The organism is Roseomonas sp. CAU 1739, assembly GCF_039839775.1.
Taxonomy (GTDB): Bacteria; Pseudomonadota; Alphaproteobacteria; order Acetobacterales; family Acetobacteraceae; genus Neoroseomonas.
In genome coordinates this window covers 175,317-199,514 of sequence record NZ_JBDOQQ010000009.1, presented here as the reverse complement: position 1 = coordinate 199,514, position 24,198 = coordinate 175,317, and the positions used below count along the sequence as shown (strand labels likewise).

General features: G+C 69.6%; 20 protein-coding genes and 1 tRNA gene. 2 read left to right on the top strand and 19 right to left on the bottom strand.

Going from position 1 to position 24,198, the window contains the following annotated elements:
• Position 1 precedes the first annotated feature (1 nt).
• The 5 genes from tssL to AAFN86_RS16395 are packed head-to-tail and all read right to left on the bottom strand — an operon-like array spanning position 2 to position 7,700.
• Positions 2-1,435: a type VI secretion system protein TssL, long form gene (gene tssL, locus AAFN86_RS16415; protein ID WP_347544436.1), complete on the bottom strand. Its 1,434-nt coding sequence runs from the start codon at positions 1,433-1,435 to the stop codon at positions 2-4.
• Positions 1,436-1,475: 40 nt separating this feature from the next.
• Complete coding sequence (gene tssK / locus AAFN86_RS16410; RefSeq protein ID WP_347544435.1) at positions 1,476-2,813, bottom strand: type VI secretion system baseplate subunit TssK; 1,338 nt, start codon at positions 2,811-2,813, stop codon at positions 1,476-1,478.
• A gap of 27 nt (positions 2,814-2,840) precedes the next feature.
• On the bottom strand, positions 2,841-4,859 hold the full coding sequence (gene tagH, locus AAFN86_RS16405; protein ID WP_347544434.1) for a type VI secretion system-associated FHA domain protein TagH: 2,019 nt from the start codon (positions 4,857-4,859) through the stop codon (positions 2,841-2,843).
• A 40-nt stretch (positions 4,860-4,899) separates the two neighbouring features.
• Positions 4,900-5,583, bottom strand: coding sequence for a DUF6931 family protein (locus AAFN86_RS16400; protein WP_347544433.1), 684 nt, complete (start codon positions 5,581-5,583; stop codon positions 4,900-4,902).
• A complete protein-coding gene (locus AAFN86_RS16395) occupies positions 5,583-7,700 on the bottom strand; it encodes a type VI secretion system tip protein TssI/VgrG (protein WP_347544432.1) in 2,118 nt (705 codons plus the stop codon). Before AAFN86_RS16395 ends, AAFN86_RS16400 begins: the two co-directional genes overlap by 1 nt.
• Before the next feature lie 179 nt (positions 7,701-7,879).
• On the opposite strand from AAFN86_RS16395, the gene hemN reads away from it, so the two are divergent.
• Entirely contained in the window at positions 7,880-9,229 is a 1,350-nt protein-coding gene (gene hemN / locus AAFN86_RS16390) for an oxygen-independent coproporphyrinogen III oxidase (protein WP_347544431.1), read from the top strand.
• A gap of 111 nt (positions 9,230-9,340) precedes the next feature.
• On the opposite strand, the gene AAFN86_RS16385 is transcribed toward hemN, so the two are convergent.
• The 4 genes from AAFN86_RS16385 to AAFN86_RS16370 all read right to left on the bottom strand — a co-directional run bounded on the left by AAFN86_RS16385 (position 9,341) and on the right by AAFN86_RS16370 (position 13,051).
• On the bottom strand, positions 9,341-9,712 hold the full coding sequence (locus AAFN86_RS16385; protein ID WP_347544430.1) for a response regulator: 372 nt from the start codon (positions 9,710-9,712) through the stop codon (positions 9,341-9,343).
• A gap of 112 nt (positions 9,713-9,824) precedes the next feature.
• The gene (locus AAFN86_RS16380) at positions 9,825-11,042 is read right to left on the bottom strand and encodes an MFS transporter (protein ID WP_347544429.1); all 1,218 of its coding nucleotides are present in this window, start codon (positions 11,040-11,042) and stop codon (positions 9,825-9,827) included.
• Positions 11,039-12,163: an alpha-hydroxy acid oxidase gene (locus AAFN86_RS16375; protein ID WP_347544428.1), complete on the bottom strand. Its 1,125-nt coding sequence runs from the start codon at positions 12,161-12,163 to the stop codon at positions 11,039-11,041. The genes AAFN86_RS16380 and AAFN86_RS16375 overlap by 4 nt, the downstream gene beginning before the upstream one ends.
• A gap of 18 nt (positions 12,164-12,181) precedes the next feature.
• Entirely contained in the window at positions 12,182-13,051 is an 870-nt protein-coding gene (locus AAFN86_RS16370) for an isocitrate lyase/PEP mutase family protein (RefSeq protein ID WP_347544427.1), read from the bottom strand.
• Positions 13,052-13,227: 176 nt separating this feature from the next.
• Between AAFN86_RS16370 and AAFN86_RS16365 the strand changes: the two genes are divergently transcribed.
• Positions 13,228-14,619: a M20/M25/M40 family metallo-hydrolase gene (locus AAFN86_RS16365; protein ID WP_347544426.1), complete on the top strand. Its 1,392-nt coding sequence runs from the start codon at positions 13,228-13,230 to the stop codon at positions 14,617-14,619.
• Between the two features lie 215 nt (positions 14,620-14,834).
• Here AAFN86_RS16365 and AAFN86_RS16360 read toward each other — a convergent pair whose 3' ends face one another.
• The 10 genes from AAFN86_RS16360 to rimM form a co-directional block, all read right to left on the bottom strand.
• Positions 14,835-16,202 carry a trehalose-6-phosphate synthase gene (locus tag AAFN86_RS16360; RefSeq protein ID WP_347544425.1) on the bottom strand — a complete coding sequence of 456 codons (1,368 nt, stop codon included), beginning with the start codon at positions 16,200-16,202 and terminating at the stop codon, positions 14,835-14,837.
• Positions 16,187-17,983 (bottom strand): glycoside hydrolase family 15 protein, encoded by a 1,797-nt coding sequence (locus AAFN86_RS16355; protein WP_347544424.1) that lies wholly within the window; start codon positions 17,981-17,983, stop codon positions 16,187-16,189. Before AAFN86_RS16355 ends, AAFN86_RS16360 begins: the two co-directional genes overlap by 16 nt.
• Entirely contained in the window at positions 17,970-18,719 is a 750-nt protein-coding gene (gene otsB, locus AAFN86_RS16350; RefSeq protein WP_347544423.1) for a trehalose-phosphatase, read from the bottom strand. The genes AAFN86_RS16355 and otsB overlap by 14 nt, the downstream gene beginning before the upstream one ends.
• A 193-nt stretch (positions 18,720-18,912) precedes the next feature.
• Positions 18,913-18,989: transfer RNA gene (locus tag AAFN86_RS16345), tRNA-Arg, on the bottom strand.
• Positions 18,990-19,063: 74 nt separating this feature from the next.
• The gene (gene leuB / locus AAFN86_RS16340) at positions 19,064-20,179 is read right to left on the bottom strand and encodes a 3-isopropylmalate dehydrogenase (RefSeq protein WP_347544422.1); all 1,116 of its coding nucleotides are present in this window, start codon (positions 20,177-20,179) and stop codon (positions 19,064-19,066) included.
• Between the two features lie 156 nt (positions 20,180-20,335).
• Entirely contained in the window at positions 20,336-20,947 is a 612-nt protein-coding gene (gene leuD, locus AAFN86_RS16335; protein ID WP_347544421.1) for a 3-isopropylmalate dehydratase small subunit, read from the bottom strand.
• Complete coding sequence (gene leuC, locus AAFN86_RS16330) at positions 20,947-22,377, bottom strand: 3-isopropylmalate dehydratase large subunit (RefSeq protein WP_347544420.1); 1,431 nt, start codon at positions 22,375-22,377, stop codon at positions 20,947-20,949. Before leuC ends, leuD begins: the two co-directional genes overlap by 1 nt.
• Positions 22,378-22,436: 59 nt before the next feature.
• The gene (gene rplS, locus AAFN86_RS16325; protein ID WP_347544419.1) at positions 22,437-22,850 is read right to left on the bottom strand and encodes a 50S ribosomal protein L19; all 414 of its coding nucleotides are present in this window, start codon (positions 22,848-22,850) and stop codon (positions 22,437-22,439) included.
• Between the two features lie 24 nt (positions 22,851-22,874).
• Positions 22,875-23,678, bottom strand: coding sequence for a tRNA (guanosine(37)-N1)-methyltransferase TrmD (gene trmD / locus AAFN86_RS16320; RefSeq protein ID WP_347544418.1), 804 nt, complete (start codon positions 23,676-23,678; stop codon positions 22,875-22,877).
• Positions 23,675-24,196: a ribosome maturation factor RimM gene (rimM, locus tag AAFN86_RS16315; RefSeq protein ID WP_347544417.1), complete on the bottom strand. Its 522-nt coding sequence runs from the start codon at positions 24,194-24,196 to the stop codon at positions 23,675-23,677. Before rimM ends, trmD begins: the two co-directional genes overlap by 4 nt.
• Positions 24,197-24,198 lie beyond the last annotated feature (2 nt).

Genomic DNA, 24,198 nt, shown 5'->3' with positions numbered 1-24,198 from the left:
GTCAGTTCGTACCCCTCAGCAGGATGACCTCGATACGCCGGTTCTCCTCCCGGCCCTCGGCTGTCCTGTTGTCGGCAATGGGTTCGGCATCGGCGCGGCCCTCGACCGTGAAGCGGCCGACATCCCCCGTGGCGGCGGAGATGATCGCCGCGGATGCCTCGGCCCGCGCCTGCGAGAGATGGAAGTTGGACGGGAAGCGCACGGTGCGGATCGGCTGGTTGTCTGAATGACCGATCACCTGCACGCGCCCCGGTTCGGTCCGCAGCCCCTGCCCAATGCGTTCGAGCATGGGCACGAAGCGCGGTTCGACCGTCGCCGACCCCGAGGCGAACATGCCGCGCCCCTTGATGCGCACGGTCACGGAGCGCCCGTCACCGAACACCGTCAGCAGGCCCTGGTCGATCTCGGGCTTGAGGAACTGGCGCAGCGTGGCGAGGAAATCCGGCGGCGGCGGCGGCAGGTTGCGCGGCGGCGGTGCCGGCGGGGCGGGCGGCACGGGCGGGGCGGAGCGCTCGATCTCCGGCACCATGCCAGGCGGCAACGCGGCCATGCGTTCATAAAGGCCATCCGAGCCCTCATTCATCGCATTGGCCAGCCAGGCATAGCCCATGCCCAGCGCGAACACGGCGACGCAGGCCGCGACCCAGGCCGGGATGCCGCGGCGCGGGCCGCGATGCGGCGCATCGACACCCTTCCAATGCGGCGACAGCTCGCGTTCCCACGGCGCGCGCACTTGCGTCAGAAGTTGGTAGAGCCCGGTGCGGATCTGGTCGAGTTCGGAGGCGCCGCGAGGCGACAGCCGATAGCGCCCCTGGAAGCCCATGGACAGGCACAGGTAGGACACTTCGAGCGCATCCTTCCAGCGCCCAGGGTCCTTCTGCATGCCGGCCAGCACATCGAAGAAGCGGTCGCCCGACTTCACTTCCTGATGGAAGGTCGCGACCAGTGACTGCACCGACCACACGCTGCCCTGCCCCCAATTGTAGGACAGCACCACGTCGTCGAGGCTGGCACAGAGGATGTAGTGCGCCGCACGAACCTGTTCGGCGCTGACGCCGGCGTCGCGGGCATCGACCTCGAACTGGCGGAAGGCGCGCAGCGCGCGCTCGCGCAGTTCCTCGCCCTGCGGCGGCGCGGTCATGCCGGCATTGGCAAGGCGCCCCTGCAGGTCGAGCAGCGGCTGCGCAGCGGCGGCGAGCGGGCCGATGCCGGTCTTGGGCAGCGCCTCGGCCTCACCGGCCAGGCGCGGCGCGGCTTCAGCACGGCCGGCCGGCGCCGCCCCTGTGGGCAGGCCGCCGAAACCGCCGACGGGCGCGGAAGGGGCGCCGAAACCGGGCTGCGGCTGCTGGGGTCGGGGCGGCGGCGCGGCGCCGCCCGGGCCCCGCACCACCGTGCGGTCGCTGTCATTCGGTTCGGCGAAGGGATTGTCGCTCATCGCGCCGCGTCCTTCGGGTCAGGCCGGGACATCCGGGGGATCAACCCCTGATCGCCCAGAGTTCCATCTTGAGGTTCGGGAAATCGCCGGAGACATGGATGGCGAAGGCCCCGGAATTCTGCATCTGCGCCCAATGCGGGCTGCCGCGGTCCAATTCGAAATAGACTGCGGCCGAATGGAAGGGGATCTGCCGGGGCGCCACCGGAAGCGGGCGCACCTGGATGCCCGGCAGCGCCACGTTGACCAATTCGCGGATGTGCTCGACGGCGCCGATTTTCACCTGGTTCGGGAAGACGCGGCGCAGCTGTTCCGACGGCAGATCCGCCTGCACGGACAGCACGAACTGGCTGGCGCGCAGCAGGTTGCGGTCGACGATTGGCCCGACGCGCACGCCGAACTGGCGTTCCTGCAGCGGGATGGAGACGGCGTTGGTCTCCAGCACCATCGACAGCGACCGGCGCAGATCGGCGACGACCGGCGCGAAGGACCGTTGCAGGTCCTCATGCCGATAGGCCGGGTAGGTCGCGGCCATGCGCTTGGGATCGGTGAAGGTGGCGAGCTCACCGGCCAGCTGCACCAGCGCGGCGTAGAGCGATTCCGGATGGACGTTGCCCGCATCGGCCCAGTGCGCGAGCAGCGGCTGCCAGCGATTGACCGCCTGCAGCAGCAGAAAGTCCGCGACCTCCGCCACGCCGCGCGCGCCCGGTTGGGACAGGCGCGCCCCGAGCGCTTCCGCCCGCTGGCCGAGCATGCCGACCAGTTCGCCCACCAGGTTGCCCAGCGGCGGCGTGGCCGACACGCGCAGGCAGGGCGGGATGAAGCGCTCATCGACGACGACGCGGCGATCGGCCTGCACCTCGACCACGCGGGTCAGGCCGATGGTGGAGAAGCCCGCGCGTTCCTCGGTTTCCAGCATGAAGCGCAGGCGTGGGCGGCCGACCTGCAACTCGGCGGGGACGGTCGCATCCGAATGGGTGTCGAAAGCCTCGAAGCTGCGCATGCCGAAGCGGGCATTGGCGGTGTCGGGGCCTTCGATGAAGGCGATCTCGGGGCTGCCGGGCTGGCGCACCGGCAGGGCCAGGTAGACGACGCAGTTGCGCGTGCCTTCCGGCAGGTCGAGCGGCGATGGCTGGTCCGCATGGCCAGGGACGGAGAAGGCTGTGCCGTCCTCCATAATGCCGGTTGCCGAGGCGATGGCGAACTTGCCCGCCGCCAACAGGTCACGGTCGAGCGACAGCTCCGTGATGCCCCAGGGGTGGGACCGCAGCGGCGCGGCGCGCGCCTGGAGCATCCATTCGGCATGGCGGTCCTGCTGCTGAAAATGCTGCGCCCGGAGGAACATGCCCTCCTGCCAGACCACCTTGTCGTGCCACAGCATCCGCGCCCTGCCCCCTTGTGCCCCGGCCTAACCGTCTCGCCGCGCTGCCTGTTCGTAGGCGCGCGCGAATTCCTTGCCGAAGGCGCTGTCGAAATCGTCGTCGAACTGTTCGGTCACCTGTTGGTGGAGACGCTTGTAGGCCTCCCACAGGCGCTTGTCCTTGCTGGCGAAAAGCCCGCCGCCGCCGCCATCGGTGCCTTCGATCCCTTCCGGTGCGAGCCGCGCGAGCAGCGCCCGGGCGGCCGCCTGGGTCGCGGCGAGCGTCGCCACCTGGTGGGCGGTCAGGTCCTCGACCGTCTCGCGCACCGCACGCGGGCCGGCCTGCGGGCCGGCGGTCAGCAGCGAGGCCAGCGCCTGTTCATCGGAAGCGGCGAACTTCACCGGGTTATTGCCGGCGGAGCGCAGCATCGTTTGCTCGATGCGGAATTCGCGCTTCACATCGGCCCGCGCGATCAGCAGTTGGCGCATGCCGGAAATCGCCGCGTGGAAGGCGGCGCCCATGGCGCGCAAAGCTGCTTCGGGATCCGCATTGGCGGCGAGCCCTGGCGGCAGGCCGGCGCCGGCGAGGAAGGCCACCAGCCCGGCATCGGCACCGCCGGCCGAGGGCGCGGCGGCAATGGGGCGCGGCGTCGGTGGCGGGGCCTCATGCACCGGCGGAGGTGCCGGCGGCGGGGCGGCGCGGGGCGGCTCGGCGAAGGGGTCCGCATGCGGCGCCGGTTGCGGCACATGGGGCGCCATCGGCGGGGGGGCGGCGAACGGGTCGGCCGCGCCGGGCAATGGTCCGGCCGGTGGCATCGGGCGCGGGGCCGGCGGCGCGAAAGGGTCAGGCCCGGACGGCGGGGCGGCGGGCTGCGGCGCATAGGCCGCCGGCGTCGCGAAGGGGTCCGGGCCTGCGGGGGGCGCAGCGAAGGGATCGGGTCCACCGGGCCGCGAGGGCGGCGGCGCGGCGAAGGGATCGGGCTCGGCCTGACGCGCGGGCGGCGGCGGTGCGAAGGGATCGGGGCCTGCAGGCCGCATCGGCGGCGGCGCGAAAGGATCCGGGCCCGCCGGCCGAGCCGGGGCGACCGCGAAAGGATCGGGCCCTGCCGGACGGGCGGGCGGTGGCGCGAAGGGATCGGGGCCGGGCGGGTGGGCTGGCGGTGGCGCGAAGGGATCCGGAGCAGGCGCCCCCGCCGGCGGTGCGGCAGCGGCGTCCGGCCTGGAAGGCGGCCGTGCGGGCTGCGCCGCCGGCGCCGGCGACAGGTCGATGTTCCAGTCGTCCGGGATACGCGACGCCCCCCCTGACGGTGCGGGCGGCGGCGGCGCGGCCGGGGTCGAGGGCGTCGGTCCCAAATCCCAGCTGTCCGGGATCACCGAGACCTGCTGCATCGGCTTCGGCGGCATGAAGGCGTCCGACGAGGCCGGCCGGTGGTCCGGCATCGCCGGCCCCTCATTGAAGGGATCGAAATCAGCGGGCATGCCGCTGCCGCTCGGCAGGCCGGGCATGCCGGTCGTCGGCGGCTTGGCGCCCATGAAGGGATCACCCGGCAGGCGCGGCTGCAGCGGTTCATCGCGCGGCGGCGCGCCCCAGCCACCACCCTGGTCCTGCCCACCCCAGGCCGGCGGCGGAGCGGCAGGCGCCGCGGCCCAGCCCGGCGTGGCAGCCGGCTGGTCCCAGCCACCGCCATGCTGCGGCGGCGCGGCCTCGGGCAGGCCGCCGCCCCACGCGGATCCGGCCGACTGGCCGCCTGCCATCGCGACGCGCACTTCGATCTCATAGGCGCCGAGCCGCAGCCGGTCGCCATCATCGAGCATCTTCACCTGGTCGCGCCCGACCGGCGCGTCGGCGTGATTGATGAAGGTTCCGTTGGTCGACAGGTCGCGCAGCTGCCAGCCGCCACCGCGGAATTCCAGCACGCAGTGGTGCTTCGACAGAAGCCGGTCCGGATCGGACAGCACCCAGCTTGCATCGGCGCCACGGCCGATGACGAAGTCGCCCCCGGGCACGCGCCGCTGTTCCGGCACCACGCTGTCCGGACAGCGGATCATGGTCAGGGTCAGTTCCATCGGTTCGTCCCCCCCGAGGCTGCCGGCACGATGCGCGCCGTCACGGCATCCTCGGCCGCGGTGCCGGCGGAGGCGGCGGCGGTATCACCTTGCGCTGGATCGGCCCGGGCGGCGCAGCCGCGGGCGGTGGCGCAGGCGGAGCTTCCTCGGGCGGCAGTCGGCCAGCGCCACCACCGGCGATGTCGCGCGCGCTGACGATGAAGCGTTCCAGCCGGTCCTGCGCCTTCTCAGGCGCATGGCGCGTGGCGGCGAGCATCACCGCGCCGGTGACCGCCGTCGCCGTCAGGTGGTCGGCCGGCGGGACGGCCATCTGGCCTTCCGGCGCCATGCTGCCACCGCTCCAGAAAGCACCCATGGCTGCCCAGGATTCGGGGGTGGCGAACTTGGTCTTCTCGGCGGCCGCGGCGGCCTTGCGGCGCGCGGGTTCATCGGGCCGGCGCACCCAGCCCTCCGCCGCATCGACCGCGGCGGCGTCCTCCGCAGGCAGCGCGGCGCCCGGCACGCCGCGCGCGCACATGCACGCCCACCACACCGCCTCGCGCTTCGGCAAGGCGTGGGCAAGCAGCTTCACGGCGTCCTGGTGGCGTCCGGCGGCAACGAGGCGGTCGACGCCGGCGGCTGCGGAATCGGCGCCTGCGATGGCCTTCTCGCCATCGGGATCGAGTTCGAGCCGGGGCACCAGCGGTGCGAGCGGCCCGGCGAGCTTTGCAGGGACTTCGGTCATCAGTTGATGAGGACGATGCCCCCCTTCACGATCGTCACGGCGCTGCCCTCGACCTGGTTGATCATGCCCTCGACCTTGCTCATCAGACCAGCCTTGGCTTCGAACATCATCTGCGCGTCATTCTTGATCATCATCGACTTCAGCTCGATCTGGAAGGGCGACATCGTGATGGTGCTGCCGCCACAGACCAGTTTGATCTCCTGGGCCGCGTTCAGCTCGATCTTGCCCGCTGTCGCCTTGACCGTGATGTTGCCGGTCTTTGACGTTTGCTTGATGTTTCCATTGACCTCGGCCGACTGGTTGCCCTGGCCGACGACGAGATCGTGGTGGCCCTGACTCACCTCGGTGTAGTGGTCGGACTTCTTGACGATGACGATGTGGTCGCCCTCGGTCACCTCGACGATGCGGTCGCCCTTCTTCACGAAAAGCGCGTCATTGCCCTTGTCGATGACACGGTAGTGGTTGCCCTCCTCAAGATGCGTGAGGAAGTCGCCCTTCTGGAGGGTGATGTACTTGTCGCCGTTCTTCAGCAGATAGGTGTCGTCACCGTCGAAGTCGCCGACATTGATGGTCTCCGTCCGGGCATTCTTGACAAGGACATTCATGTCCTTCTCGGCCTGGATGAAGAACTCCTCCGACCCCTTGGTGTCGTCGAAGCGCAGGATGTTGGCGTTGGACGTGCCGCCCTTCTTGGAGGAACGGGTCGAGAAGCCGCCCTGCTCCTTCTTGCCGGGCATCGGGAAGGGCGGCGGCGCGTCGTCGCTGTACAGCGAACCCACGATCACCGGCTTGTCCGGATCGCCGTCGACGAAGCCGACCAGCACCTCGTCGCCGATGCGCGGCAGGAAGAAGGTGCCGCCCCATTTGCCGGCGAAGGGCTGCGCCACGCGCACCCAGATCTCGCAGGCCGTGTCGTCCTTCGGCCAATGATGGTCCCACAGGAAGCGGACCTTCACCCGGCCCAGCTTGTCCGTGTAGATCTCCTCATTATCGGGGCCGACCACGATGGCCGATTGCAGCCCGGGCACCATCGGGCGCGGCCGCGGCGCCGCGGGGCGGAAGGGCCGGTCGTCGGGCATCAGCGTGATCGAGCAGGAATAGCCCGCCCCGCCGCCGTCGACGATATGCGTCTCATCGAATGCGCTGTGGACCACGCGGGTCAGCAACCAGGTCGTGGTCGCGTCTTCGTTCGGGTCGATCTGCACGGTGATCTTGCAGCCGGCGATGAAGGCCGGGTCGTAGCCGGTCGCGCGCGCGATATCGGCCTCGGCCTCGTAGGTCTGCATGGCGAGCAGCGCCGGATCCGCATCCGCCATGGTGTGCTGCCCGCCCGGCCAGTGGAACATCTGGAAGGCGGGGTCGTTCTGGATCGCCGTCAGCGCGGTGGGCGTCGTCGCATCCAGCAGGTTCGAATGCTTGGCCAGGTCATAGTCGAGGGTACGGACGGCGCCCGGCTTCAGCCGCGCCTGCCGCGTGAAGCCGGTCAGCGAGTCCCACGCCGAGGAGGATGCGCTGACCCTGTAGGGCCCCGAGGAGATCGGCAGGTAGTCGGCCGCGGCCGAGGCGACGAGCATGATGTGCTCGTTGTCGCCGTGGATGAAGTAGTAGCCGCAGCCGGTCTCGTCCATCAGCCGCTGGCAGAAGTCGAAATCGGTCTCGTTGAACTGCATGCAGTACGGCCGCGGCGTCTCCGGCGCCGACATGAAGACCGGCACAGCGGCGGCGGCCTCGGTGCACAGCTTCTTGACGATGGTGGGCACCGATTCGTTCTGGAACACCCGCGCATCGGAGGTGCGGGTCAGGTTCCAGAAGCTGGGCACGATCTCGAAGCCATAGGCCGTGTAGCTGGTGCCGAAGGTGCCGATTCGCCGGAAGGCATTGATCACGCCGTGGAACTGGCGGGGCTGCATCGTCTCGTCGCGGGTGATCGTCACCAGCGCGGTCTGGCCGATCATGTCCGCGGCGGCGATATCCGCGCTCGTGCTCAGCACCTCGGCGTGCACGACGTACGGCCGGGAGATCGCTTCGACGGCCTCGACGCGACGCAGCACGAAGTGCTTGTCGGTCGAAGTATCGATCCGAAGCAGTCGCGTCTCCTGGCTCAACTCGACGGACATAAACCCGCTCCTTTGCCCCGGGCGCAGCATAGCCGCCTCTCTCCGCGTCTTGAAACAGCGGCGCCCGGTCCGGCGGGCCGGAGGATGAAGCGTTTCAGGCGCGCTGTCCCGGTGAAACGACCGCACCCCCTTTGCGGAAGCGCAAAGCGTGCTTCGGGTCACAGCGGGAAAACAGCCGCATGACCACCAGCGCCGACCCCGCCGAGGACGTTCTGCTGCGCCATGCGGCCCTGCCGCTGCCGCGCTACACCAGCTATCCGACCGCACCGCACTTCGCACCTTTGCCGGCCGAGACCGTGGCCGGCTGGCTGGCGGGCTGCGGGCCGGACGACGCGCTCTCGCTGTATGTCCATGTGCCGTTCTGCCACGCGCTGTGCTGGTATTGCGGCTGCCACACGGCGGTGACGCGCTCATCCGCGCGCATCGCACGCTACGCCGCCGGGCTGGAGCGCGAGGCCGCGATGGTCGCGGCGCTCATGCCTGCCCATGGCGGCGTGGCCGCGCTGCATCTGGGCGGCGGCACGCCGACCGCGCTGGGCGCCGCGGGGCTGGTGCAACTGGTCTCCGCGCTGCGGCGCCTGTTTGCCTTCCGCGACGGGGCGGACGTGGCCGCCGAACTCGACCCGCGCAGCCTCGACGACGCGGCGATCGCCGCACTGGCGGGACTCGGGCTGAACCGCGCGAGCCTCGGCGTGCAGGACATCAGCCCGGTGGTGCAGGCGCTGATCGGACGGGTGCAGCCCACCGCACAGGTCGAGGCCGCGGTGCGCGGCCTGCGCGCGGCCGGCGTGGCCGGGATCAACATGGACCTGATATATGGCCTGCCGGCGCAGGGCGTGGCGGATGTGGAGGCCTCGGCCCGATTCGCCGCCGCTTGCGGCGCCGATCGCGTCGCCGTCTTTGGCTATGCGCATGTGCCCTGGATGAAGGCCCACCAGAAGGGCATCCGCACCGAGGACCTGCCGGGCGCGGCGCTGCGCATGCGCCAGGCGGAAGCGGCGGCGCGGGTGCTGACCGGCGCGGGCTATGTCGCCATCGGGCTCGACCATTTCGCCCGGCCGTCCGATTCGATGGCGCAGGCCGCCGCGGCCGGCACGCTGCGGCGCAACTTCCAGGGCTACACCACCGACACCGCGCCCTGGCTGCTCGGCTTCGGCGCCTCGGCGATCGGCCGCACGCCGGCGGGCTTCGTGCAGAACGAGGCGGATGAGCGCCGCTGGCTGGCCGCGGTGGAGGCGGGCCGCCTGCCGGTCGCGCGCGGCCGGCCTTTGAACGCAGAGGACCGGCTGCGCGGCGCGCTGATCGAACGGGTGATGTGCGATGCGGCGATCGACCTCGCCGCCGTGCCGTCGTCGGTCATGGCGGATGCCGCGCCGCGAATCGACGGGCTGGTGGCCGATGGGCTGCTGCGCCGGGAAACCGGACGCCTGGCGGTGACCGAGGCGGGGCGGCCCTTCCTGCGGCATTTCGCCGCATGCTTCGATGCCTTCCTGGCCCCGGCCGGCGGTCGGCACAGCGCGGCCGTGTAGCGGACGTCGGAGTTGGCCGCTGCCGGACTGGAATCAGTCAGGCGCGTGACGATGCCTGCTCCAGCAACGGGTCAGAGCGGTTTGCATGAGTGCAGTCGAACGCAAGCCGCTCTACGGGCGGCGCTCGCATAGCCGCGTCAGCATCGCGGTCAGGTCGGCCGGATCATAGGGCTTGGGCAGCACCAGCGCATTGCGGTGCGTCGCCGGCAGACCCGCCGCGCCATAGCCCGTGGCGACCACGAAGGGGATGCCGCGCGCGACAAGCGCGTCGGCAACGGCGACTGAATTCTCCCCTGCCAGGTTCAGGTCGAGGACCGCAGCGTCCGGAACCTCGGCCTCCAGCGATTCGAGCGCCTGAATGACGGAGCGGACCGGTCCGATCACGCCGAAGCCGGCCTCCTCCAGCGCGTCCTCGACCAGCATGGCCACAAGGGCCTCGTCCTCGACGACCAGAATGCGGTGGGTGGCCCGGTCAGGCGGCATGCGAAGGTCCCTCATTACGCCAGTGGGTCGGGCCGCGGCCCGACATACCCCCCGGCACGAAGCCATTACCACGACCAATGGTTGTGCGCACAACCCACGGCGTGCAACCGGCTCACCGCCGCGTGAAAAGCATGACGACCCCGAGTCCGGCCAGTCCGATCAGCGCCATGACCGTGATGGCAAGCCGCGGGCCATGCGCATCGGCCAGCGCGCCCATCAGCAGGACCCCGAGCGGGCCGGTGCCGATGCAGGTCGTGGTCAGGCCGAGGATACGGGAGCGTGCCTCGGGCGGCGCCTGCATCATCACGATGCCGGTCTGAAGGCTGGAAAAGGCCGCGGTGCCGAGGCCGCCGATCACCAGCAGCAGGACCCCCAGTGGCAGGGACGGCGCATGGGCGGCCAGCATCAGGACGCACAGGAAGCCGGCCGCGCCGACCGCCAGCAGGGTGCGATCGGGTGCCGCGCCACGCCGCAGCGCGAGCGCCAAGCCGGTCAGCAGCGCACCGAAGGGTTCGGCGGCCGCCAGCAGGCCGATGCCAACCGGATCGGCCTGGAAGGCGACAGCCCCGAAGGCGGGCAGGATACCGCTGTAGGAGAAGCCGAAGATGTTCATCACCAGGGTGACGCCAAGCACCATCCGCAGGGCCGGATGGGCGAGCGCGATACGCGCCGCCTCGGCGACCTCGGCCGCCAGGTGGCGCGGCCGAAGCACCCGGCGCTGCTGGCTGTGCGAAGCGCCCTTCACCAGCAGGAGCGCGGCCAGGAAACAGGTCGTCGCGATCAGGTAGGCCGCGGTGATGCCGACCGTCTGGTAGAACAATCCGCCGGCGAGTGGCCCAAGCATGCGCGTGGTGCTCGCCGACATGGTGTCGATGGCGATCGCCTGGACGATGCGCTGCGGGCCGGCGGCCTCGGCGACCATCCGGCGGCGGGTGGCCAGTTCATTGGTCCAGGCCAAGCCACCGATCATGCCGTTAAGGAACAGGTGCCACGGCGCAAGCCAGCCGCCCGCCGCCAACCCGGCGATCACCAGGGCGCCCGCCACCTGCGCCCCCTGCCCGGCCATCAGCAGCCGCTTGCGGTCCAGGCTCTCGGCCAGGGCACCGGCCAGGGCACCGACCAGCAGCATCGGCAGGGCGCGAGCCATCAGCACCAGCGAGACGGCGAAGGCGGAGCCGGTGAGTTCGAAGGTGAACAGGCCGCTGACCAGCATGTCCAGCCAGCGCATGGCGTTGGTCAGGCCGCCCGCAGCCCACAGGCGGCGGAAATCCGGATTGGCGAACAGCTCGCGGAGGGGTGAGCGTCCCGCCGCCGCCGGGGGGCCGTTCAATATCCGGAATCGTCGAGCCGCAGCAGCGGGAAGGCGCTGTGGACATGCGGCATGTTGGTCGGCATCGCCGCATGCACGAAGCCCGGGCCAAGCTGGTCGATGGCCGTGACACCCATCAGGCCGAGCGCCGAGCGCATCTCGTTCTCCAGGATCTCGAGCATGCGCACCACGCCCGCCGCGCCATCGGCCGCCAGCGCATAGCAGTACAGCCGACCCAGCCCGACCAGTTCGGCACCGAGGCACAGCGCCTTGACCACGTCGGTCCCGCGCGAGAAGCCGCCATCAACCCAGACCTTGGCACGTCCGCCGACGGCCTGGACGATCTCGGGCAGCACCTCGATCGACCCGCGCCCGGCATCGAGCTGGCGGCCACCGTGGTTCGAGACATAGACGACCTCGACGCCGTGCTGGACGGCGATCTGCGCGTCCTCCCCGGTCCCGACGCCCTTAAGGATCAGCTTCAGGTCGGGGTGCTGGTCCTTGATGCGCTTCACATCGTCCCAGTTCAGCATGGCCTGGCGCATCTGCGCCTCGCCGGTCGCGCTCGCCCGCCAGGGCTTGGCGAAGCGGCGGACGATGTCGCGCTCGCGGCGCGAATAGATCGCGGTGTCCACGGTCAGGCAGAAGGCGTCATAGCCATTGCCCTTGGCGCGTTGGATGCTGTCCTCGATGAAGCTGGCATCGCCGCGCACGTAAAGCTGGTAGATCTTCGACCCCGGCGTCGCCGCTGCCACCTGTTCCAGCCCGGGCTTGGAAACCGAGGAGAGCATGATCGGCACGCCAAAGGCCGAGGCCCCCTCGCCCGCCGTGACCGCGCCATTGTGGCCGACCGCCATGAATTCCAGCCCGCCGACCGGGGCGAGCATCACCGGCAGGCGGATCGACTTGCCGAACAGCGAGGATGTGCTGTCGATCTTCGATACATCGCGCAGCACGCGCGGGCGCAGCGCGAGCGCGTCGATCCCCATGCGGTTGCGGCGCATGGTGGTCTCGGTCTCGGTCGCGCCGACCAGGTAGTCCCACATATTGGCGTCGAGGCGGTTCTTCGCCGCCTTCACGAATTCATGCAGGGCCAGGTACTTGGTCTGGGTCTCGGCGAGGGCTTCGGGTTCGATCGGCATGGCTCTGTCTCGTCCGGGTCAGAGGAAGTCGCGGGTCCAGGCGGCGTAGTCGGCCTCCCGCGTCACCGTCTTCATCAGCGATGCCGGGGCCACGCCCTTCAGTTCCGCGGGTGGCGTGCCGTCGCGCAGCGCCTTGAGCGTCGCGTGGATGGCGGCGACCGCCGCGGCGAAGGGCTGGTGGCCCTGGAGCGCGACGCGCACGCCATGGGCGGCGAGCTTCGCCTTGTCCGACATGGATGCCGGCGTGCCGCCCAGGATGATCGGCACGCCATTCGCCGCCTGCTGCAGCGCAGCGAGCTGGTCCCAGTCATTCACGCCGGTGAAGAACAGCGCATCGGTGCCACAGGTCGCATAGGCCTTCGCCCGCCGCACCGCCTCGTCGAGATTGACCAGGTTCAGGGCCGAGGTGCGCGCGATGACGGTCAGCCCGGCATCCTCGCGTGCCGCGACCGCCGCGCGCATCTTGCCCAGTCCGGCCTCAAGGCTCAGCAGGCCCGGTTCGCCGCCGCCATGGGCGCGCGGCAGGTCGGTGTCCTCGATGGTCATCGCGGCGATGCCGGCGGTCTCCAGCTCCTCGACCGTGCGCATCACGTTCAGCGCATTGCCGTAGCCGTGATCGGCATCGACCAGCAGCGGAGGCGCGCCGCCGCGGCAGATCCGTCGCGCCTGGTCGGCGAATTCGGACAGCGTGAGAACAATGATGTCCGGCGCGCCGAGCACGGTCAGGGATGCGACCGACCCGGCGAACATCGCCGCCTCGAAACCGAGGTCGGATGCGATGCGCCCGGCGATCGGGTCGTGCACGGAGGCGGGATGGATGCAGGCGCTTCCCGAAAGGATCGCGCGAAAGGCCGCGCGGCGCTGCGCCGTGCTCGGTGGACGTTCCATCCCGGTAGCTTCCTCAGACTTTGTCGCCGGCACTGTGCAACCGGTCGCGCCATCGGTCTACAGCACCCCCGGACATGGGTGGCTCACGCCGTCGTCCGGTCTCCCGCGCCGGTTCGGCGCTGACGCCCGGCCCGAACAGGGGCTAGGCTGCCCGCGCGACATGCAGGGAGTGCGTGATGAGCGATGCGGTGGCCGATGCGCTTCTGGCGCGCAAGGACGAGATCCTGGAACGGCTGAAGGCGCTGCTGCGCCTGCCCTCCGTCAGCACGGACCCGGCCTATGCCGAAGGCATGAAGGCGACGCGCGAATTCCTGATGGCGCGGCTCAAGGAAGGCGGCGTGCAGGATGTCCGCCTGCTCGACGGCGGCGGCCAGCCTGCCATCACCGGGGTGTGGAATGGCGCACCGGGCAAGCCGACGCTGCTGATCTACGGCCATTACGACGTGCAGCCGCCCGACCCGCTCGAATTGTGGAAGACGCCGCCCTTCGAACCCACAATCCGCGACGGCAGGCTCTATGCGCGCGGCGCCTCGGATGTGAAGGGATCGACCCTGATCGCGGTCGAGACGGTGATCGAGTTCATCAAGTCAGGCGGCTGCCCGGTGAACATCCGCTTCTTCCTGGAAGGCGAGGAGGAGATCGGCAGCCCCTCGCTTGGCGCGATCATCGACCGCTTCCCCGACGCGCTGGTGGGCGATGCGATGATCTCCGCCGATGGCGGGCGCGCCAGCACGACGCTTCCGACCGTGAGCGTTGGGTCGCGCGGGCTGACCGCCCTGCGCTTCACGGTCCGCACCTCCGGCAAGGACGTGCATTCCGGGCGCTATGGCGGGGCCCTGCGCAACGCGAACCACGAAATGGCCCGGCTTGTCGCGTCCCTGCATGACGAGGACGGCCGCATCATCGTCCCCGGCTACATGGAGGCCATGGCCCCGATCACCGCGCGCGAGGCCGAGGACGCCGCCGCGCTGCCGGTCGATGAGGCCGATTTCTACCGCGAGGTCGCCGCCGCCCCCTATGGCGACGCGCGCTTCAGCGTGCGCGAGCGCATCACCCTGCTGCCGACCATCGAGGTGAACGGCATGTGGGGCGGATATATCGGCGCCGGTTCCAAGACCGTGCTGCCCTGCGAGGCGCATGCGAAGCTCACCATGCGCCTTGGCCCCAACATGGACCCGCTACGCGCCCAGGCGCTGGTGCGCGACCACCTGCTTGCCAAGGCCGCGAAGGGCACGACGCTGACCTTCGAGGAATCGGGCAACGGCACGCCCGCCTTCACTCTGCGCGAAGGCCACCCTCTGCTGGCCGCGGCCGAGACCGTGATCCGCCGTACCCGCAACCGCGCCCCGGTACGCGCCCGCGCCGGCGGCACCATCCCGATCACCGCCATCTTCAAGGAACGCCTCGGCCTCGACACCATCACCTTCGGCTTCGCCATGCCGGATGAGGATGTCCACGCGCCGAACGAATTCTTCCGGCTGTCCTCGCTGGAGGAAGGGCTGCGGTCCTGGCCGCTGCTGCTGACGGAGTTGGGGAAGGTCACGCCGGAAGCGCTGCGCGGGGGGTGACGGGACGCGGCAAGGGTTTCGCCGCGACGGGTTGGAGGCGCGCCCACCTGGCGCAGCAGGTTGGAGGGGTTTCACCCCTCCAAGCCACCCCACCAAAGGGCGGTGGCCCTTTGGAAACCATCACCTGACGCAGGGCATGACGGTCAGGATCAGGGGCCCGGCATTCACGTTTTCCCCGGCGCGCCAGGATCGTTGCGCCGGCGTCTCAGACTCGCTCACGCCGCCTTCAGCGCATCCACGAACATGTTGCAGTACCGCGCCGCCGTCACGTCGAACACGGCGCGGCGCAGCACCGCATGGCGTTCTTGGCGTTCCTCCAGCGGCATCTCGAGCGCGGTGTTCATCGCCTCGGCGATCGCGTCCGGGTCATAGGGATTGACCAGCAGGGCATCGCTGAGTTCCTCCGCCGCGCCGGCGAAGCGGGACAGGATCAGCACGCCTGGATCGGCCGGATCCTGGGCGGCGATGAATTCCTTCGCCACCAGGTTCATCCCGTCGCGCAGCGGCGTCACCAGCCCGATCCGCGCAATGCGGAACAGCCCGGCAAGCTTCGTCCGTGCCACCGTCTGGGTCATGTAGTGCAGCGGCATCCAGTCGAATTGCGAAAAACGCCCATTGATATCCCCCGCCAGGCGGTCGAGTTCACGGCGCAGCGCCTGGTATTCCGCCACATCCTCACGCGAACGGGCGGCAATCTGCAGCAGGGACACGCGGCGCTGCTGCTGCGGGAAGCGCGTAAGCAGCCGAGCGAAACCTTCGAAGCGGTTCGGCAGGCCCTTCGAATAGTCCAGCCGCTCGGCACTGATCGCGAGGTTGCGGCCGACCAGGCTTTCCCGCATGCGCCGGATATACGCCGTGCCGGTGGACCGCGCCGCGACCCGCGCAAAGCCGGTGGCGTCGATGCCGATCGGGTCGGCGATGGCGCGCACGCGCCGGCCATTGGTCACCACCTCCTCCCCCTCCACGGTGAAGCCGGTGAAGCGCCGCGCGCAGTCGAGGAAATCCTGCAGGTGGGTCCGTGTCTGGAACCCGACCACGTCGAATGCGCACAGCGCGCAGAGCAGTTCATAGGCCGGTGGCAGCGCCTCCAGCACCGAGGCGGGCACGAAGGGAATGTGCAGGAAGAAGCCGATGCGTCCGGTGAAGCCGCGCGCGCGCAATGCCGCCGCCAGCGGGATCAGGTGGTAGTCGTGCACCCATACGAGGTCGCCCTCGCGCAACATCGGCAGCAACGCGTCGGCGAAGTCGCCATTGACCGCAAGGTAGCCCTCGAAATCCTCCCGCCGGTAGCGCATCAGGCCCAGGCGGAAATGCAGCAGCGGCCACAGCGATGAATTCGCGAAGCCGACATAGAAGCGGTCGTAATCAACCCCGCTCAGGTCGATCGTCGCGTAGCTGACCCCCTGCCCTTCCGCCATGCGCGGCGTGTCGGACGGCTTGTCCACGACGCGGCCGCTCCAGCCGAACCATAGCGTGCCGGGCTCGACGAAGGACTGCAGCGCGACCGCCAGGCCACCCGCGCTCGCCCCGCTGCCGGCACGCGGCGGCGGCACGCGGTTCGACACGATCACGAGGCGCGCCACAGGCCTTCCTCCCAGCTGCGGGACAGGCGCATCGCCGACAGGATGAGGCCCACCTGGGAATAGGTCTGCGGAAAATTGCCCCACAACGCGCCGGTCGCCGGCGCCACATCCTCGGACAGCAGGCCGACATGGTTGCGCCAGGCCAGCGCGCGCTCGAACACCACGCGCGCTTCCTGCTTGCGGCCGATGCGGGCGAGGGTGTCGATGTACCAGAAGGTGCAGACGAGGAAGCCCACTTCGGGCGTGCCGAAATCGTCGGCATGGTCATAGCGCAGCACGATGCCGTCGCGCACCAGGCGGCGTTCCAGCACCTCGACCGTGCGCAGGAACAGCGGGTCGGTCGCCTTGATCATGCCGATCTCGGGCAGCAGGAAGGTCGAGGCATCGGCGACGCCATCGCCGTTCAGCACGCCGGACAACCAGCCCTCGCCGGGTACCGTGGCGGCCGCGATGATGCGGGCGCGCAGCGCATCGGCGCGGCGTTCCCAATCCTGCGCCTCGGTGGCGAGGCCGAGATGCTGCGCGATGGCGCCAAGCCGGTCGAGCGCGGCCCAGCACATCGCGGCGGAATGGGTGTGGGCGGCGGCGCGGCCGCGATACTCCCACAGCCCGGCATCGGGTTCGAACGCCGCACGTTCCGCCTGGCGGCCGATGCCGACGAGTTGCCGGTACAGCGCGACGTCGCCGGTGCGGGTCAGCCGCTGGTCCCAAAACATCTGCGTCGCGGTCATGACGATCGCGCCATAGCTGTCGTTCTGTCGCTGGGAGACGGCGGCATTGCCGATGCGCACCGGCCCGTCGCCGCCGAAGCCGGGCAGCGCGGTGGCAATGCGTTCGTCCACCAGCGTGCCGGGCGCGATCGGGAACAGCGGCGGGATCGGGCCGGAGGACCCGTCCGGCACGGTGTCCATGATGAAGCGCAGGAAGCCTTCCATGGTCCGCGTCGCGTTCAGCCGGTTCAGCGCGCCCACGGTGAAGAAGGCATCGCGCAGCCAGCAGAAGCGGTAGTCCCAGCAACGCCCGCTGCCCGGCGCCTCGGGCACCGAGGTGGTCAGCGCGGCGACGATGCCGCCGGTATCCTCGAAGGAGCAGAGCTTGAGCGTGATGGCCGCACGGATCACCGCCTCCTGCCAGTCGAAGGGCAGGTTCAGGCCACGCACCCATTCGAGCCAATAGGCCTCGGTTTCCGCCAGCGCCTGGCGCAGGACGGCATCGGGTGATTCCGGAAGGCTCTCATCCGGGCCGATCACCAGGTTGACCGGGCGATCGAGCCCGAATTCCGCTTCCTCCGTGACATAGGTGAGCGGTGCGTCGGTGGTCAGGCGCAGCACCATGTCGGCGCCGTAGTAGCGGATATGATTGCTGCCGATGCTGGTGCGGCCCCGATCGGTGCCATAGGCGAAGGATGGCCGCACCCGGAGGCGGATGCGCGGCCGGCCGCTGACCGGTTCGATCCGCCGCAGCAGCATGGGCGGACGATACATGCGCCCGAAGCGGCGGAATCGCGGGGCGAGATCGAGCACGCGCACGCCGCCGCCTGCCGCATCCGTCAGCAGCGTCTCGACCACCGCCGAATTGCGCAGGTAGCGCTGGGTGCTGCCTGATTGTCCGTGCAGCAGCACGTCCATGAAGCCGCATTCGGGGTTGGTGCCGCCCAACAGCGCATCGAAGACCGGCTCGCCATCCAGGCGCGGAAAGCAGAACCAGTCATGGCGGGCGCTTGTGGAGATCAGCGAGGCGACGGCGCAATTGCCGACGACGGCATAATCAAGCCCGGGCATGGCGCATCCCCTGCGAAAGGCGCGCTGCCATGGTGGCGACCCAGGCGCGGACCTGGGCAGGACCGCCCGTCAGGTCGCGGCCCACATGCAGCCCGAGGCCGCCTAGCCGGCGCGCGGCCTGCATCCCATCCTCATCTGTCACATCATCCCCCACGAAGACCGGCCGCCGGTCTGCAAACGGCGACGACGCCATCAGTGTTTCCACCACACGCCCCTTGGTGGCGCCGCGCGGCCGGATCTCGAAGGCCATGTGCGCGGGCAGCAGCTCGAATTGCTCCGCGTGGCCGGCAAGCAGTGCCACCAGCAGCGCGCGCACGGCATCGCGCCACTGCGGCGCTGCACGGAAGTGCAGCGCCAGGCCGTGCGGCTTGCGTTCGAGCAGGACACCCGGCCAACCAGCCGCGGCATGGGCGAGGCGTGGCGCCCAGTCGGGCGGAAGCGGTGGGATCGCGCCGAGGGCGAAAACGCGCCCGGACGCGTCGCGCAATTCGGCGCCATGGCCGAAGCCACCGGGCAGGATGAGCGGCGCCATCAGCCGATCCACGGTCGCGCGGGCACGCCCGGTCACGATCGCCAGGGCGCCGTCCAGGCGCTGCGCCAACCCATCAAGGGCGTCGATCAGCCCGGATGGCACGACAACGGCATCCGGCGCGGGCGCGAGGTCAAGCAGAGTGCCGTCGAGGTCGAGGAAGAGCGCCCAATTGGCCTCGATCTCGGGAACACCGAAGTCAGTCACCGAACCTATTTGGGTCCGATCACCTCGAATTACACCCTGGTAACGTATCGTGAGCTGCCCGATCCGGACGACACTTCGTGATCGGCGATATGAGGACTATGCCAGCGGCCTGCACGATTGGCGCGCCCTGAGCGCTGCGCGCGCGACGGTTGCGACGCTGCGCGATGTGTCCCGGCAATGAAATAATGAGGAGTGGCGCGCCCGAAGAGATTCGAACTCCTGACCCCCAGATTCGTAGTCTGGTGCTCTATCCAGCTGAGCTACGGGCGCCTGGCCGCTACTGCGGCGCGGCCGGGGAAATAGCGGAGGCGGCGGCGGGGCGCAACCCCTCCGCCGCCAAAGATTCACGCGGCGAGTTTGTCGAGCTCGCGCACCACCGCCTCACCCATCACCGAGGTGCCGACGCGGGCCATGCCGGCCTGCATGATGTCGGCCGTGCGCAGGCCGCCGGACAGCACCTTGCCGACCGCGGCCTCGACCAGGGCGGCATCGTCATCCATGCCGAAGGACCAGCGCAGCAGCATCGCGAAGGACAGGATCTGCGCGAGCGGATTCGCCACGCCCTTGCCGGCGATGTCGGGGGCCGAGCCGTGGATCGGTTCGTACAGCGCATGGCGCTTGCCGGTGACCGGGTCCACCGCGCCGAGCGTCGCCGAGGGCAGCATGCCGAGCGAGCCGGTCAGCGCCGCCGCCAGGTCCGACAGCACGTCGCCGAACAGGTTGGAGCCGAGGATCACGTCGAATTGCTTCGGGCGCGAGCAGAGCTGCATGGCGCAGTTGTCGGCGTACATGTTCTCGAGCTCGACATCGGCGTATTCGGCCTTGTGGATCTCGCCGACCACGGCACGCCACAGGCGGCCGGACTGCATGACGTTGGCCTTCTCGACGCTTGTCACCTTGCGGCGGCGCTGGCGTGCCAGGTCGAAGGCGACTCGTGCGACGCGGGCGATCTCATCCTCATGGTAGACATCGGTGTCGAAGCCGCGACGCTTGCCGTCGGGCAGCGTCTCGACGCCGCGCGGCTCGCCGAAATAGACACCGCCGGTCGATTCGCGGACCACCATGATGTCCACGCCGCGCACGATCTCGGGCTTCAGCGAGGAGGCATCGACCAGCGGATCCAGCACAACAGCCGGCCGAAGGTTGGCGAACAGGCCAAGATCCTTGCGCAGCCGCAGCACGCCGAGTTCGGGGCGCTTCTCGAAGGCCAGGCCATCCCATTTCGGGCCGCCAACGGACCCGAACAGCACGGCATCCACGGCCTTGGCGCGGGCGACCGTCTCATCGGAACAGGGCGTGCCCTCGGCATCGATCGCCGAGCCGCCGACCAGGCGCTCCTCGATGTCGAAGGTCACGGCGCGGCGGCGGTCCATCCAGTCGATGACGCGACGGACTTCGCGCATCACCTCGGGGCCGATGCCATCGCCGGGCAGGATCAAAAGCTTTTTGTTGGACGGCATGTGAAAGGACGTCTCCTGGTCATTCGGGAGACGCCCCGGGTGGACGCCGCCCGCGGAAGATTCAAAGCGCCATGCGTTGCCGATGAACTGTCATCGGCTGGACGAACGACATGGCGCGCAGCGGCGGCGAGGCTACTGCGCGCGAAGCAACCACTCTCAGGCGTAGAGCCAGGGCTGGGTGGCCTTCTGCTTCGCCTCGAAGGTGTCGATGGCCGGCGCGTGCTGCATGGTCTGGCCGATGTCGTCGAGGCCGTTCAGCATCAGGTGGCGGCGCAGCGGGTCGATCCTGAACGGGATCTCCTCGCCATTGGGGCGCACCACCACCTCGCGTTCCAGATCGACGGTGATGCGGGCATTCGCACCGAGCTTCGCATCCTCGATGAGCTGCGCGCAGACTTCCTTCGGAAGTCGCACCGGCAGCACGCCGTTCTTGAAGCAGTTGTTGTGGAAGATGTCGGCGAAATCGGGGGCGATGACGCAGCGGATACCGAAATCGAGCAGCGCCCAGGGGGCGTGCTCACGCGACGAACCGCAGCCGAAATTCTCGAAGGCGATGAGCACCTCGGCCTTGCGGTACGGTTCCTGGTTCAGCACGAAATCCGGATTCTCGGAGCCGTCTTCCTTGTAGCGGAAGTTGGCAAACAGGTTCTTCCCGAAGCCAGACCGGCTGATCGACTTCAGGAAGCGCGCCGGGATGATCTGGTCGGTATCGACATTCGCCTTCGGAAGCGGCGCGGCGATACCGGTCAGCGTCGTGAAGGCCTGCATCACACGATCTCCTTCGGCTGATAGTCGCGCACATCGGCAAGGTGGCCCGACACCGCCGCCGCCGCCGCCATGGCGGGCGACAGCAGATGGGTGCGGCCGCCGGGGCCCTGGCGGCCCTCGAAGTTGCGGTTGGACGTGCTGGCCGAACGCTGGCCCGGCGTCAGCTTGTCCGGGTTCATGCCGAGGCACATGGAACAGCCGGCCTCGCGCCACTCGAAGCCCGCTTCACGCAGGATACGGTCTAGCCCTTCGGCTTCCGCCGCCTTCTTCACCAAGCCCGAGCCGGGGACGACCATGGCGCGCACGCCATCGGCGACCTTGCGGCCCTTGGCGATGGCGGCGGCCGCACGAATGTCCTCGATGCGCGAATTGGTGCAGGACCCGATGAAGACCACATCGACCTTGAGGTCCTGCAGCCGCTGGCCGGGCGTGAGGCCCATATACTGGACCATGCGCTCCATCTGGGCGCGCTTCGCCTCGTCCTCGACATCGGCGGGGTTCGGCACCACGCCGGTGATCGGCAGCACCGCCTCGGGGTTGGTGCCCCAGGTGACCTGCGGCGCGATCTCATGCGCGTTCAGCCTTACCACCGTGTCGAAATGCGCATCGGCATCGCTTGGCAGCGTCTTCCACCAGGCGAGCGCGCGTTCCAGCGCCGCGCCCTTCGGGCCATTCGGGGTGCGGGCGATGTAGTCGAAGGTCGTCTGGTCCGGGGCGATCAGCCCGGCCCGCGCGCCGCCCTCGATCGCCATGTTGGAGACAGTCATCCGCCCGGCCATGTCGAGGCTGCGGATGGTGTCGCCGCAATACTCGATCACATGGCCGGTGCCGCCGGCCGTGCCGATCTTGCCGATGATGGCGAGGGTGATGTCCTTGCCCGAACAGCCGACGGCGAGGTTGCCCGACACCTCCACCTTCATGTTCTTCGCCGGCTTCTGCAGCAGCGTCTGGGTGGCGAGCACATGCTCGACCTCGGACGTGCCGATGCCGAAGGCGAGCGCGCCCATCGCGCCATGCGTCGAGGTATGGCTGTCGCCGCAGACGATCGTCATGCCCGGCAGCGAGCGGCCGAGTTCCGGCCCGATCACATGCACGATCCCCTGCCGCTCATCCAGCAGCGGGATCAGCGGCATGCCGAATTCGGCGGCGTTCTTTTCGAGCGTGGAGACCTGCAACGCGCTCTCCGGATCGACGATCCCAGTGTAGCGCGACGCATCCGTCGCGATGTTGTGGTCGATCACGCCGAGCGTCAGGTCCGGGCGGCGGATGCCGCGCCCGGCCGCCCGCAGCCCGTCGAAGGCCTGCGGCGTGGTCACTTCATGGGTAAGATGGAGATCGATGTAGAGCAGCGCCGTGCCGTCCGGGAGGGTGTCCACCACATGGGTGTCCCAGATCTTGTCGAACAAGGTGCGCGGCTTCTGCGCTGACATCGCTTTCTCCCGGTCGGTCAGTGCAGGGCGCCGCGCGGATCGCGGCGCCCCTTGGAAAATCAGCCCTCGGCGGCCGGGGCCGCGGCGGCAACGGCGGCCTTGGCGTCTGGCTTGGTGCCCAGCTTCTCGGCGATGCGCGCCGACTTGCCGGTGCGGCCACGCAGGTAATACAGCTTCGCGCGACGCACCTTTCCGCGGCGCACCACCTGGATCTCGGCCACGTTCGGCGAATAGAGCGGGAACACGCGCTCCACGCCCTCGCCGTAGGACAGCTTGCGGACGGTGAAGTTGCTCTGCACGCCCTTGTTGCTGCGCGCGATCACCACGCCCTCATAGGCCTGGGTGCGGACGCGTTCGCCCTCGACCACCTTCACCATGACGCGCACGGTGTCGCCCGGCGCGAAGTCCGGGGTGGTGCGGGCGGCGGTGAGGCGCGTGAGCTGGTCGGCCTCGAACTGCTGCAGCAGGTTCATGACAGTATCCTTTCTTTCGTTCGTTTAGGCGGCAGCGGGGTGGCGGGCAATGGCCCCCGCGCCGCCGTGCTTTGCGTCATGCCGGGCCCACAGGTCAGGCCGGCGTTCCTGGGTGATCTTCTCGCTCTCGGCACGCCGCCAGCGGGCGACGTCCGCGTGATGGCCGGAGAGCAGGATTTCGGGAATGGCCCGGCCCTGCCATTCGGCGGGCCGGGTGTAGTGCGGGTATTCCAGCAGGCCTTCGGTGCCGTGGCTTTCCTCCGCGGCACTGTCGGCCGCGCCCATCACGCCGGGCAGCAACCTTATGCAGGCATCCAGGAGCACCAGGGCCGCCGTCTCGCCCCCGCTCAGCACGTAGTCGCCGATCGAGACCTCGACCATGCCGCGTGCATCGATCACGCGCTGGTCGATGCCTTCGTAGCGACCGCAGACCAGGACGCAGCCCGGCCCGGTGGACAGCGACCGGACCATCGCCTGGTCCAGCAACCGGCCACGCGGGGTCAGGTAGATCAGCGGACGGGTATCACCATCGGCCATCACCCCGCCGATCGCCCTGTCGAGCACGTCCGCGCGCATGACCATCCCTGCCCCACCGCCGGCCGGGGTATCGTCCACCGTGCGGTGGCGGTCGGTGGCGAAGCCACGGATGTCATGGCTATCCAGCGACCAGGTCCCGTTGCCCAGCGCACGGCCGGCCAGCGACAACCCCAGCGGACCGGGGAACATCTCCGGGAACAGCGTCAGGATCGAAGCGCGCCACGGGTTGGTCGCCGGGTCCACGCGTCCGGTGCTCGGCACCGCTGCCGGGATGGGATCAGACGGCGTCATGCCGCGTCCTCCTCCCCGGGTTGCGGCTGGACGATGATCTCGTCCGGCGGAACCACCGTGACGCGCCCGCCGGCGATATCCACCACCGGCACCGCGGCGCGGGTGAAGGGCAGCAGATGCTCCTTCGCCGGACCATCCACGATCAGGAAGGCGCCGGCGCCGTGATCTTCCACCGCGCGGATGGTGCCGAGCGTCTCCCCGCCCTCCGTCACGGCCGCGAGGCCGATCAGGTCGGTCAGGTAGAACTCGTCATCCTCGGGCGGCGGCAGGCGGTCGCGATCGACGAACAGCTTCGTCCCGGTCAGGCGCTGCGCCGCGTCGCGGTCTGCCACGCCCTCGATGGCAGCGATGTCGCCGCCCTTGAGCGTGACGACGAAGCGCTTCGCGCCGGTCTCGTCGGTCAGCGGGGAATAGGCGGCGATGGCGGCCGGGTCCTCGGTGAAGGCGCGCAGGCGCACGAGGCCGCGCACGCCATGCGGCCTGCCTATCTCGCCCACCATCACACGCTTCACCGCCACGT

Bases quoted from the DNA above. Each gene is read 5' to 3' on its own strand.
- tssL (WP_347544436.1), bottom strand. From the start codon at position 1,435: ATGAGCGACAATCCCTTCGCCGAACCGAATGACAGCGACCGCACGGTG.
- tssK (WP_347544435.1), bottom strand. From the start codon at position 2,813: ATGCTGTGGCACGACAAGGTGGTCTGGCAGGAGGGCATGTTCCTCCGG.
- tagH (WP_347544434.1), bottom strand. From the start codon at position 4,859: ATGGAACTGACCCTGACCATGATCCGCTGTCCGGACAGCGTGGTGCCG.
- AAFN86_RS16400 (WP_347544433.1), bottom strand. From the start codon at position 5,583: ATGACCGAAGTCCCTGCAAAGCTCGCCGGGCCGCTCGCACCGCTGGTG.
- AAFN86_RS16395 (WP_347544432.1), bottom strand. From the start codon at position 7,700: ATGTCCGTCGAGTTGAGCCAGGAGACGCGACTGCTTCGGATCGATACT.
- hemN (WP_347544431.1), top strand. From the start codon at position 7,880: ATGACCACCAGCGCCGACCCCGCCGAGGACGTTCTGCTGCGCCATGCG.
- AAFN86_RS16385 (WP_347544430.1), bottom strand. From the start codon at position 9,712: ATGCCGCCTGACCGGGCCACCCACCGCATTCTGGTCGTCGAGGACGAG.
- AAFN86_RS16375 (WP_347544428.1), bottom strand. From the start codon at position 12,163: ATGCCGATCGAACCCGAAGCCCTCGCCGAGACCCAGACCAAGTACCTG.
- AAFN86_RS16370 (WP_347544427.1), bottom strand. From the start codon at position 13,051: ATGGAACGTCCACCGAGCACGGCGCAGCGCCGCGCGGCCTTTCGCGCG.
- AAFN86_RS16365 (WP_347544426.1), top strand. From the start codon at position 13,228: ATGAGCGATGCGGTGGCCGATGCGCTTCTGGCGCGCAAGGACGAGATC.
- AAFN86_RS16355 (WP_347544424.1), bottom strand. From the start codon at position 17,983: ATGCCCGGGCTTGATTATGCCGTCGTCGGCAATTGCGCCGTCGCCTCG.
- leuB (WP_347544422.1), bottom strand. From the start codon at position 20,179: ATGCCGTCCAACAAAAAGCTTTTGATCCTGCCCGGCGATGGCATCGGC.
- leuD (WP_347544421.1), bottom strand. From the start codon at position 20,947: ATGCAGGCCTTCACGACGCTGACCGGTATCGCCGCGCCGCTTCCGAAG.
- leuC (WP_347544420.1), bottom strand. From the start codon at position 22,377: ATGTCAGCGCAGAAGCCGCGCACCTTGTTCGACAAGATCTGGGACACC.
- rplS (WP_347544419.1), bottom strand. From the start codon at position 22,850: ATGAACCTGCTGCAGCAGTTCGAGGCCGACCAGCTCACGCGCCTCACC.
- trmD (WP_347544418.1), bottom strand. From the start codon at position 23,678: ATGACGCCGTCTGATCCCATCCCGGCAGCGGTGCCGAGCACCGGACGC.